Below are 10,452 nucleotides of genomic sequence, written 5' to 3' on the forward strand. Positions count from 1 at the left end.
CAGACGGGAAGAACGTACGCAGCAAGTCCGGAACTCCCGACACATCCTACTTCTCGGTCGAGGCAGATATCTCCCGCCGTGACCCGGTAAGGGGTGAGCCGTCGTGCCCTGACAGACGGACAGTCAGGTAGACCAGCGAAACCATGACAGTGTATTCGAGCACACTGACCACCAGATGTAGCTCGGACGGGATGCTCACCGATACGATGACCGGCGGATGATTCATTGATGCATGGAACAGGGCGACGAGCCAGAGGTTGCCAGTCAGCGCATAGACACTCCCGTAAGCGAACCCCATAAGCGTCAATCCGAAGAGTCTGGCCACAAGTGCGGAGCTAACGCCGTGCCCTGAAGCGAGAAACCACCGCGGCAGGTGAAAGAGGGCGAACAGGACCGCAACGAGAGCGATGCCAGACAGCACCGCCCGCCGAGTTGTCCCACCGGCCAGCCTCGTGACTTTCTGTTGCAGGTACGTACGGAAGAGAAGTTCTTCCGGGATTGCAGTGAATAGCAGCGAACTGAAAAGTGCCGCGAGATACAACAGCGGGTTGGCAGCGGTTCTCGACAGCGAGACTTCGAACCCAGAGATGCCACCCATAGCGAGGGCGACCGCAACAAGGTTGTACAGTCCCCAGAACGCGGTGACCACCTCAATCACGGGAACCAGTGTGCGAACAGGCGGGAGTAGCGAGCGCAGTGAGACGGTCTCGATTCTGAGCGCACCAGCCGTGAGTGCAACGAGGAAGACACCCCAGATCATTCCCAGGACGGGTGGCGGGGATGCGCCGGGGGAGATGGTCATCAGTCCGGAGAGGACCACAATCACCAGGAGGTACGTTGCAACGGGAACCAGCGGCCCGCCGCTGAATCTCGGCAGGCCAATGTCAGGGCGCAACATCCAGTCGGAATCCGATGGCCGACCCAAAATTATCTTCCATCTCACATTCCGGTGTAACTCTGTTGACGACGAGTGCCCAATATGTGGGTTGTGGCCAACCACGCGACCTGACGTTTAAAACTAGTTTTTAGTCTCTGGTAGCTTTACTATGCTCCCGTCCAACGAGTCAAATGCCGGTGACCGCCTGTAACAGGTCCCGGCTGCCAGCGCCCTCCCCGTGTGCCGCCGGTTTCCACGAACCGGACTCCATCCCAGCCCGGATGTCCACACGACAACGGGTACAGCCCGCTTTCCCCGTTGTCGACCGCTCAATTCACAGTGCGTTGGCACTACAGTTGGGTCCCACACTACACAGACCGAAAGTAACGATGAAACGACGTGTCCGCCGGCTATACTGTTGTTATGTCGATGTGCGTGTATCGGTTTTCACAGCCGACGTGCTCTGCAATGTGTCTCACCGACTAGCCAAGCATCTCGGTACCCAACCAGTGTTCACTGCAAGACCCGCGCCCCCCGGACCGGCGGTATTATCGCGGCAGGTGGTCAGGGGTGCGTGATCGGACTGTATTGCTGCTAGCCGTCATCGCGATCGCGTCACTCACTGGAAGCATCGCGATGCTCGCGGTGGCAGGTCCGACAGATTCCCGCCCGGACAGGGCCGATGACGCGTCAGTATCGGTGTCAGACGGAGCAGCTGGCCGATTCGCACGGCTCCACGCGGCCGGAGTCACAGGTTCGAACGTCACGGTCGGCATTGTCGATCCGACCGGATTCGACACGGAATCGAAAACGATTGCCGGCCAAGTCGTCAAAACACGGAGCTTCGGGGTTGGTTCCGTGCACAATACCCACGAGGCTCACGGGACTGCAACGGCCGCCGTCGTGTCACGGACCGCACCGGATGCTGACCTGTATCTCGCCCGGGTTGACAGCATCGACAGTTATCAACAGGCAGTCGACTGGCTGGTCCGAGAGGATATCGACGTGATCGTCGCACCCGTTTCCTTCTACGGGCAGCCAGGCGATGGAACCGGGCCAGTCGCCCGCAGCGCAACACAGGCGACAGAGCGTGGGTCAGTGTTCATCGCCCCAGCTGGTAATCTCGCACAATCCCACTGGTCAGGGCAGTACACCACTGATACCGTCCAGAATCGGACAGTCGCGTTTACCAACGGGAGCAGGCAGAATTACATCAGAGGTGGGACCGAAATCACGGTCTGGCTCTCATGGGAACGAGCATACGCAGACGAGCAGTACACAGTCGAACTGCACTGGACAAATGGAACCGACTCCCGCCTCGTCGCTCGCTCACAGCCCTACCGCGGCGACGACGTGCCAAACGAGCGTATCGTTGCCGACGTCAAACCAGGCGACTACTATCTCGTGATTCGCGGGCCAGCGTCGCCGACTGGCGCACGGTTACGGCTCGTGTCTCCGACGCACGACCTCCAGCACACGGCGGCTCGAAACAGCATCGTCGCTCCGGGGACGGCCCGTAAAGTGATTACTGTCGGGGCGTATAACAGCCGTGTCGACCAGCTCGAACCGTTCAGTTCGCGTGGGCCGACAGCCGATAACCGGGTCGGCGTCGACATCGTGGCTCCGGACAGGCAGTTCGCCGCCGCCGCACCTGACGGCTTTGTCGGGTCTTCGGCCGCAGTCCCCTACGTCGGTGGCACCGCGGCCCTGCTGCTGGACGCAAACGAGTCGCTGTCCCCCCACGAAACCGAGCACCTGCTGGAACAGACTGCGAGGGACGTGGGACGGCCGGGACTCGACAACGCGACCGGTCACGGGGCGGTCGAACCGGTCCGCGCGGCCCGGGCAGCACAGAACCGTACTGATGGTTAAAACTCGTTTTAAGCCAGCCACAGACCTTTGAGGAGCCCGTATCATATATCCGACAGTGACGCCATGTCGAGCCCGATCGAAACGATACAGGAGCGGACCGGGACAGCAGACGAATCACCGCGAGTACTCGGTGTTGCGGAGAACGAAACCGACGACGTGCTCGATGCGCTCGCATCGGACACCAGCCGGTCGCTGTTCCGCACGCTGTACGACGAACCCGGAACGCCGTCCGAGATAGCGGACCGGTGTGACACGTCGGTCCAGAACGTCCACTACCACGTTTCGAATCTCAAGGATGCGGACCTCATCGAACCAGTCGAAACGGTGTACTCCTCGAAAGGTAACGAGATGACCGTGTACGGTCCCGCCAGCGACCCGATTGTGCTAGTCGGCGACCGCGACCTGGCACCGCGTATCCAGCAGTCGATGGCGAATGTTGTCACGGGCGTGGGGCTGATCGGCTTTGCGAGCCTCTTCGTCCAGTGGGGCGCGGAGAAACTGGCGGACACAGCCGGGAGTGGTGGCGTTCTCGCTCCAGCGAGTCCACAAGCAGGGCCAGTCAGTGGCACCAGCACACTCGCGTGGTTCGTTTTCGAAGTCGTCGAGCCGGGCGTGCTGTTTTTTTGTCTCTGCCTCACCGTTCTCGGTCTCGCTGCGCTACTGACTGGCGAGTGACTGTCCGCGAGACAGTACAAAAAACGACAGTTCAACCGTGACCGGTTTCCGGGCAAAAACGCACGGCTCACCGATCTAGCCCCGAGGCCGCGGTCGTGGGTACACCAGTGAGAGCAGGCCTCTGACAGTGGATGCCACTTTAGAAACTTTCGAGATGGGTTCAAAAACCGTGTTTCGAGACGACTGTCTTGGGATCAGTTCATGACGGACCGAAGGCAGATCCCCACGCCAACGATAGCGAGGATGCCGCCGACAGCGAGAGCACCAGCACTGATCCCCAAGTCACCAGCCTGTGACTGCTGTGGAGCCGATGTTTCGCCGGTAACTGAATCGACGCCGTCGGAAGACGCGTCTGTAGATGTGGTGTTCCCATCTGTGATGAGCAACGTGCCGACCGTGTCGGGCCGGCCATCCATCTCAGTCCCACGGTACAGCGACAAGTCGTAGGTGCCCGCGTCAAGTTGCGAATCGAGGGCGACCTCCGAGCCGGATTCAACCGCCACGGCATCGGCATCCGCAGCGGTTTCGAGGGTCGGTTCGTCGTGGCCGGCCGCCGTGGTGTCAAACAGGAGAGCGACACGGGCATCGCCGTTCCCGTCACGGACGGTCGCATTGATCTCGTAGTTGATTTCCGGGCTCCCGATAGAGATGGTGGCCGCGTCAGCGGTCGCAAGGACGACATGGATTCGAGCAGTCTCTCCTTGCCGCCCTTTGACGACTGGTTCTTCCAGCCCGAAGTCGGCCGATTCTTCGACCTCGAACTGCTCGTTTGCTGTCCCATTAGCTTCGATGATAAGCCGGCCGACAGTCGGTGTCCCGTCAGTCGACTGCCCATCGAACACGCGGTACGGGTACGCGGCGGGGTCAAGGGTCGACGGGAGGTCCGGCTCCGACTCGGTCACGGTCAGCGAGTCACCATCGTCTGCCACGCGAAGCGTCGCCCCCTCAGTGCCGGCGACCGCAGTGTCAAAGAGGACCAGCACCTCGCCGTCGCTGTCGTCGTCACTGACGGTCGCGTTGATCCGGTAGTTGGTCGCCTCGCTTCCAACAGAGAGCGTTTTGGTCCCTCCGTCAGTCATAGAGACCGGTATTTCGGCGGTGTCGCCCTGGGAGACCGTGACAGTGTTTTCGCCGTCGTCAGTCTGCTTCGGGGTCGCTGTCTCCGGTACCGTATCAGTACAGTCGCCGTCACACGGGGCGATGGTCTCAGTACGTTCAAACAGCGTGTCGCCGTCGACATGAGCGGACAGTTCGTAGGATATGTTCGCTGGCATGTGCGACATATCGAACTGGGCGACGAACGTCCCATTGGGTTGCACTCTGACCTGCCTTTGAGAAAGGAACGGGTTCGACGCGTTGGCTGACTTGATTCTGACCGTCATCTCTGTCCCGGGTTCCAGTGTGGTCTCCCCAGTGACCACCTGTTGTTCGTCAGCGTGCAGCGGGAAGCTATCCTCTGAGACCGTGGCCTGCTGCTCCGCGGCAGCAAGCCCCGGACCCGTCGCTGCCGCGGCGATAAGCACCGCGGCTAGCGCCACCGACCGGACGCTCACAGAACCACCTCCCGTGGTGCGGGCGACTGTGCGTGCGTTTGAGAGCGATGCTGCCAACAGTACCGCATCGCAAGTGGAGGGCCATTCGCTGGCATACGGGTAGCGGTTACACCGGGACTGAAAAAGCACCAGCGATAGGTTAAAACCGCGTTGAACTCGGTAATGCTGATCTGATCGGTGAGGCGGCGAATTCGCTGCGATATAAACGGTAATATCTGTGACGATGGTTCAGTGGCGACAGTATTCGTGGCATCCACGTAGGCAATGATCTTGCAGTAAGAGGGGAGAGGGCGCAGAGAGTTGTGAGAAATGCAGTAATTTTATGATAATTTCGGTATGATTGACTAGTATGCGAACGGTCCTCGCAAACCAGCTCTCCAACGTCCGGGTCGTGAGTACCGATGGCCGCGAAGTCGGCACACTACAAAACATTACGATCAATACAACTACGGGAGAACTCCAGACGATTGTCATCAACAGCGACATTCAAGAGATATTTGGCGTTGAACGGGATTCCGACGGCGATATTCGATTGCCGGCGTCCCTCATCGAATCGATGCGGGACCACCTGACCATTCAGCCGCCTGCAGAACAGAGTGTTGCAGGCGGCGATGCTGTGGACTCGTAGGCAACCCGTCGGCTGTTCAAACGGGCCGAAACGGGTAGCTGTGCGTTTACAGCAGCAGAGTTCGGTACCGTCGTGACGATACGTCGTCGTTTTTTGAGAGTATGCAGCTAGACACTGAGATAGTCTCGCTCGCAGTGCTAGCTGCTCCCCTCCAGAACAGCGGCGCAGGTGATATGGTACTGTTCCTGTTCAACCTCTTAATTGCCGGTATCCATATTGCCGGGATGTGGATGGTATTCGGGAAGTTCGTTATTGTTGTACTCACAGGTGTTCCAGTCGTTATCACGCTGATTGCCCTCTGGTCGTGAGATTATTCGCGGTGTGACCGAGGGTTCCAGCTAACAACAGTCGGGACGCTGTGGGACAGCTACAGGGCGGCTGGCCGGTGGGCTACTACTGTAACATCGCGTCGGCGTACTCACTTGCCGTCTGTCGGGCCGTTTCGAGTTCCTCAGTGTCGTCTAGCATCACGGCTCGAGTCCGGGCACCGTCGATGATCGTTAGCAGCGAACGGGTAACGTGCTCCGCGTCGACGTCAGTAAATACGCCCTCGTCGATCCCGTGGTTGATGACCGCCTTGAGCATATACCGAACGTACTCGTCGTTCTGTCGGAACCGGTCGCTGAACGCCTTCTTGTACGGGGCTTGACTCCGCATCTCTAGCAGAGCGACCGAGAGGTCGGGGTTTTCCTGCGGTTTGACAAGCAGTTCGTCAAGCAGGAGGTTCAGCCGTGCTTCAGGGTCCGTTGTCTCGACATCGTGAATCGAATCGACGAACCGCTCCAACAAATAATCGAGAAAGGCCGCAAGAAGGTCGTCTTTCGTGTCGTAGTAGTAGTGCACTGCAGCCGTCGATTTGCCGTACTCGTCCGCGATCCGTTGTATCGTGAGGTCAGCGTACCCATGCTCGCGCAACGCCCGGTAGGTCGCCTGCATTATCTCCTCGGTCTGGTCCGAGAAGGTGCGGTCCGATGGTCCAGCCATTGCGTAACGGTTTCAACCATGGTTGGATAACGGTTGTGACCCAGATACTATTGCTCAGTCAGATTATTGGTTAGTTAGTCTTTCGGTGCTTGATTCGGCCTATGTATCGTTTATAATTAACTTTGTGGGGTTCAAAGCGTTTTTGACTAACCAGTTAGTAAGTTTTGTCACAGCCGTTATGGATGACGATACAGCTACCGAAATTCTTGCGGCGACGTACCGCGCCCTCTGCCAGCACGGGTACGCCGCACTCACGGTCAAAGACATCGCTGCCGAGGCGGACCGGAGCAAAGCGTCGATTCACTACTATTACGACAGCAAAGAGAACCTCTTTACGCAGTTTCTGGACTTCTTGTACGAACGATACACTGCAAAGATATCGGCGGTCGACGGGAATACGCCGCGAGAAGAACTCACTTCGCTGTTAGACACGGTTCTCACTGACGGGCGAACGATACCCGGTCAAGAGTTCAGAACAGCACTACTCGAAATAAAGGCACAGGCCCCGTACAACGACGCCTTCCGGACACAACTGGCCAAGTTCGATGCCGTGCTCTTTGACCAGTTGCGGGAAATCATCGTAGCCGGCGTCGAAACCGGTGAATTCGATGACACAGTCGAGCCGAGTGTTGCAGCGGAGTTCCTCGTGACGACGATTACAGGTGCTCATACCCGGCACGTCGCCACAGACCGTTCGATAGACCGATTCAACGAGACGATTACGCGATACGCTGAGACACACCTCTTTGCGGACGCACCAGCGGAGGCGACCCGCTGATGGGGATTGGGAGTCGCGTTCGTTCGCTGTTCAAAGGCCCCGAGGAATTCGACCTCACGTCGGGTGGCATCGGGAAGCCGCTGTTTTTCCTCTCGATGCCGATTGTCATCACGAATCTCTTCCAGACCGCGTACAACCTCGCGGACACGTTCTGGCTCGGCCAGTACAGCACGGACGCGCTGGCTGCAATCAGCTTCGCGTTCCCGATGGTGTTCCTCCTCATCTCGCTCGGGATGGGGATATCCGTCGCCGGCAGCGTCCTCGTCGCGCAGTTTACCGGCGCAGGCGAGGAGCGCGAAGCCGAGTACGCTGCGTCCCAGACGGTAACGTTCGCCGTCATCGTCTCGTTTGGTCTCGGCATCGTGGGCTATCTCGGCGTCGATACGTTCCTCAGCCTGATGGGCGCGTCCGAAGACGTCCTTCCCATGGCGACCAGCTACATGGAAGTCATTTCGCTGGGTCTGTTGTTCATGTTCGGCTTCTTCGTCTTCGTCGCGCTGATGCGGGGCTACGGTGACACGATAACGCCGATGCTCGTCATGTTCGGCTCGGTCGTCCTCAACATCATCATCGACCCGTTCCTGATCTTCGGCTGGACGGTCGTCGAGAACGCACCGCTCGTCGGGACCATCTCGTTCCCCGAACTCGGCATCGAAGGGGCTGCCATCGCGACCGTCTTTTCGCGGGCGCTGGCGCTGGTCGTCGGGCTGGCAATTATGTTCCGAGGGAACCGCGGCGTCCAGATTCACCTCCGCGATATGGCCCCAGACCTGTCGTATCTCCGCCGTCTCGTTCGCATCGGCCTGCCTGCCTCCATCGAAGGGACGGGCCGTGCGCTGTCGATGAACCTGCTACTGGTCATCGTTGCAATGTTCCCAGATACGGTCGTCGCCGCCTACGGCATCGGAACGCGCGTGTTCTCGGTCGTCTTCCTGCCGGCCATCGCAGTTGCGCGTGGCGTTGAGACGATGACTGGCCAGAACATGGGGGCCGACAGGCCGGACCGGGCAGCGAAGGCAGCTGGCCTTGCAGCGACGGTCCTGTTCGGCGTGCTCTCCCTGGCTGGCGTGCTCGTCTGGTTCACCGCCGCACCGATAGCCGACCTGTTCACGACGGACCCCGAAGTCGTCGAAATCACGACGCAGTTCCTCCGCTACGTCGCGCTTTCCTTCGGATTCATCGGCATCATGCGGGCCTACACCGGGAGCTTCCGTGGTGCCGGAAAGACGCTCACCGCCGCAGCGATATCGGTGTTGATGCTCGGCGTTATCCGCTTCCCGATTGCGTGGTTCGCCGCTGTGCCGTTCGGCGAAACCGGAATCTGGATATCGTTCGCCGTCTCAAATGTCGCGGGAGCGATTATCGCGTACGGCTGGTATCGACGCGGGACGTGGCGAGACAGCGACCTCACCGAAACCAAAGTCGACATTGACGAGGCAGGCATCGAGATGTCGGCAGACGGGGACTGACAGCAATGAGTGACGAGCGCGTGTGACACCCTTCAGGTGACCCAATGCTTTCAGGGGAGCCATCGGTACTACTGGCGTGTCCCCTGAACCGAACCCCAGTCAGGAACCTTCAGCACCGTTATTTGCGGCGATATATGACCCGGCGACGGCGCTCATCGAGCGGACGCTCTTGCGACCACATCGTGAGTATCTGGTAGCGAATCTGGATGGAACGGTGCTGGATCTCGGCGCTGGAACCGGCGCGATGTTTCCGTATTTCGAGAGCGTTGCGACCGCCTCGACGGAGTTTCACGCTATCGAGCCGGACCCACATATGCGGCGGCAGGCAGCGGAGCAGGCGAACACGCAGGCCACGCCGATTCATATCGAGTCGTCACCGGCCGAAGCCCTCCCGTACGACGAGGACACTTTCGATGTCGTTATTGCATCGATGGTGTTCTGTACGATTCCGGACATTGAATCCGCGATGAGTGAAATCACCCGCGTCCTCAAACCCGGCGGCGAACTGCGTTTCTTCGAGCACGTCATCGACGACGGCTGGCGCGCCCGGCTACAGTCGGCGCTCGCACCGCTCTGGAAACGACTCGCCGGCGGGTGCCATCTGACCCGACAGACGGGGACACGGCTCGTCGCTGACCAGTCATTCGATGTCGTCGAAATCGAGCGACTCAATCTGGGCATAACGCCAATCCGTCCGTTCGTTCGGGGACGGCTCCGCAGGCGCTCGGTGTCTTCGACGCGGTAACTCGGCGGCGATTAGCTCTGGCTCTGCGTGACAGACCCTTCCTCGTTTGGCTGGATGACGACAAAGCCGTCGTCACCGGTAAACTCCATCTGGATCGATTCCCCAGAGGTCTGGCCGATTTCGAAGGTCTTGTTCATCTCGATAGACGGCGAGAGGTTCGAACTCCACGCAACGGTCGCGTCCGGGTCGGTGAACACCGGCGGCGTCATCACCAGCGGGTCGCCGTGTGTCGTCAGCGCGACTTCGCCGGGGCCGGTGAGGTAGACGTTCGTCAGGCCGCCGGCAGCCATGCCAGAGAGACTGCCGACAGTGTTGATTTCGTAGTCGATAGTTGATTCGAACGCGAGCACGTCAGTGCCGTTGACCGATATCGATTCTCCGTCATCAAGGGCCAGCACCTGTACCTTCTTGCCGTTCTCGGCCACGTAGAGGTGGCCACTCCCTTCGGCCTCCATGACTGGCGTCCCTTCGCCGCTCACGGCCTCCTTGACGAAGCCCGTGATACCGCCTTCCGCCGAGGATTTGCCAGTGAACGTGACCTCGCCGGTGTACGCGACCATCGACCCGGCTTTGACCATCACAGTCCCATCGAGTGGGATGTCAAGTAGCCTGTTGTTCTCTTTCTGGAACCCATCGCCACCGTCTGCGGGGGCGTTGGAGCGGACGAATTCCTGTAAGTCCATAGTTACATCGGGACACTCGATAGGCCATGCTCATAGGCCTCGTGAAGGATTAAAACACATTCGCTCTTGTGAAGCACGTTGTTGATTTTCAGAGAGCAGCATCAAGAGCATGTTTGAGCGCTTCGTCACCTGGTTTTCTGTAGAGTTCGCAGCGGAGCTGAAAGGCTCTGAGATACGGTGTTAGCTTG

The 10,452-nt window shown here is 59.3% G+C and carries 11 protein-coding genes and 1 pseudogene; 7 read left to right on the top strand and 5 right to left on the bottom strand.

What is annotated here, in order from left to right; genetic code table 11:
- Window positions 1–46 precede the first annotated feature (46 nt).
- A complete protein-coding gene (locus G9463_RS17930) occupies window positions 47–898 on the bottom strand; it encodes a type II CAAX prenyl endopeptidase Rce1 family protein (protein ID WP_004966009.1) in 852 nt (283 codons plus the stop codon).
- Window positions 899–1,447: 549 nt separating this feature from the next.
- Here G9463_RS17930 and G9463_RS17935 point away from each other — a divergent pair.
- Window positions 1,448–2,749: a S8 family serine peptidase gene (locus G9463_RS17935; protein ID WP_165897434.1), complete on the top strand. Its 1,302-nt coding sequence runs from the start codon at window positions 1,448–1,450 to the stop codon at window positions 2,747–2,749.
- Between the two features lie 63 nt (window positions 2,750–2,812).
- Window positions 2,813–3,424: a helix-turn-helix domain-containing protein gene (locus tag G9463_RS17940; RefSeq protein ID WP_165897435.1), complete on the top strand. Its 612-nt coding sequence runs from the start codon at window positions 2,813–2,815 to the stop codon at window positions 3,422–3,424.
- 194 nt (window positions 3,425–3,618) lie between these two features.
- Here the strand turns inward: G9463_RS17940 and G9463_RS17945 are convergent, their stop codons facing one another.
- Entirely contained in the window at window positions 3,619–4,977 is a 1,359-nt protein-coding gene (locus tag G9463_RS17945; RefSeq protein WP_004966012.1) for a BGTF surface domain-containing protein, read from the bottom strand.
- A gap of 349 nt (window positions 4,978–5,326) precedes the next feature.
- Here G9463_RS17945 and G9463_RS17950 point away from each other — a divergent pair, with 349 nt between their 5' ends.
- Both G9463_RS17950 and G9463_RS17955 read left to right on the top strand, forming a co-directional pair.
- The gene (locus G9463_RS17950; protein ID WP_004966013.1) at window positions 5,327–5,605 is read left to right on the top strand and encodes a PRC-barrel domain-containing protein; all 279 of its coding nucleotides are present in this window, start codon (window positions 5,327–5,329) and stop codon (window positions 5,603–5,605) included.
- Window positions 5,606–5,706: 101 nt separating this feature from the next.
- Window positions 5,707–5,913 (top strand): hypothetical protein, encoded by a 207-nt coding sequence (locus tag G9463_RS17955; RefSeq protein WP_007190579.1) that lies wholly within the window; start codon window positions 5,707–5,709, stop codon window positions 5,911–5,913.
- An 85-nt stretch (window positions 5,914–5,998) separates the two neighbouring features.
- Here the strand turns inward: G9463_RS17955 and G9463_RS17960 are convergent, their stop codons facing one another.
- A complete protein-coding gene (locus G9463_RS17960; RefSeq protein WP_165897436.1) occupies window positions 5,999–6,589 on the bottom strand; it encodes a TetR family transcriptional regulator C-terminal domain-containing protein in 591 nt (196 codons plus the stop codon).
- Window positions 6,590–6,767: 178 nt separating this feature from the next.
- Here G9463_RS17960 and G9463_RS17965 point away from each other — a divergent pair, with 178 nt between their 5' ends.
- The 3 genes from G9463_RS17965 (at window position 6,768) to G9463_RS17975 (ending at window position 9,581) form a co-directional block, all read left to right on the top strand.
- A complete protein-coding gene (locus G9463_RS17965; RefSeq protein WP_165897437.1) occupies window positions 6,768–7,367 on the top strand; it encodes a TetR/AcrR family transcriptional regulator in 600 nt (199 codons plus the stop codon).
- The gene (locus tag G9463_RS17970; protein WP_007190581.1) at window positions 7,367–8,836 is read left to right on the top strand and encodes an MATE family efflux transporter; all 1,470 of its coding nucleotides are present in this window, start codon (window positions 7,367–7,369) and stop codon (window positions 8,834–8,836) included. The genes G9463_RS17965 and G9463_RS17970 overlap by 1 nt, the downstream gene beginning before the upstream one ends.
- A gap of 76 nt (window positions 8,837–8,912) precedes the next feature.
- Window positions 8,913–9,581: a class I SAM-dependent methyltransferase gene (locus tag G9463_RS17975; RefSeq protein WP_370457946.1), complete on the top strand. Its 669-nt coding sequence runs from the start codon at window positions 8,913–8,915 to the stop codon at window positions 9,579–9,581.
- A gap of 11 nt (window positions 9,582–9,592) precedes the next feature.
- Here G9463_RS17975 and G9463_RS17980 read toward each other — a convergent pair whose 3' ends face one another.
- Window positions 9,593–10,264, bottom strand: coding sequence for an AIM24 family protein (locus G9463_RS17980; RefSeq protein ID WP_004966019.1), 672 nt, complete (start codon window positions 10,262–10,264; stop codon window positions 9,593–9,595).
- Between the two features lie 88 nt (window positions 10,265–10,352).
- Window positions 10,353–10,452, bottom strand: a pseudogene (locus G9463_RS17985) (IS1595 family transposase); the annotation flags it as partial.

The sequence above is a fragment of the Haloarcula sp. JP-Z28 genome (genome assembly GCF_011440255.1).
GTDB lineage: Archaea > Halobacteriota > Halobacteria > Halobacteriales > Haloarculaceae > Haloarcula > Haloarcula marismortui.

What these genes read in the sequence shown, in the direction of transcription:
- G9463_RS17930 (WP_004966009.1), bottom strand. Translation starts at nt 898, where the DNA reads ATGTTGCGCCCTGACATTGGCCTGCCGAGATTCAGCGGCGGGCCGCTG.
- G9463_RS17940 (WP_165897435.1), top strand. Translation starts at nt 2,813, where the DNA reads ATGTCGAGCCCGATCGAAACGATACAGGAGCGGACCGGGACAGCAGAC.
- G9463_RS17950 (WP_004966013.1), top strand. Translation starts at nt 5,327, where the DNA reads ATGCGAACGGTCCTCGCAAACCAGCTCTCCAACGTCCGGGTCGTGAGT.
- G9463_RS17955 (WP_007190579.1), top strand. Translation starts at nt 5,707, where the DNA reads ATGCAGCTAGACACTGAGATAGTCTCGCTCGCAGTGCTAGCTGCTCCC.
- G9463_RS17960 (WP_165897436.1), bottom strand. Translation starts at nt 6,589, where the DNA reads ATGGCTGGACCATCGGACCGCACCTTCTCGGACCAGACCGAGGAGATA.
- G9463_RS17965 (WP_165897437.1), top strand. Translation starts at nt 6,768, where the DNA reads ATGGATGACGATACAGCTACCGAAATTCTTGCGGCGACGTACCGCGCC.
- G9463_RS17970 (WP_007190581.1), top strand. Translation starts at nt 7,367, where the DNA reads ATGGGGATTGGGAGTCGCGTTCGTTCGCTGTTCAAAGGCCCCGAGGAA.
- G9463_RS17980 (WP_004966019.1), bottom strand. Translation starts at nt 10,264, where the DNA reads ATGGACTTACAGGAATTCGTCCGCTCCAACGCCCCCGCAGACGGTGGC.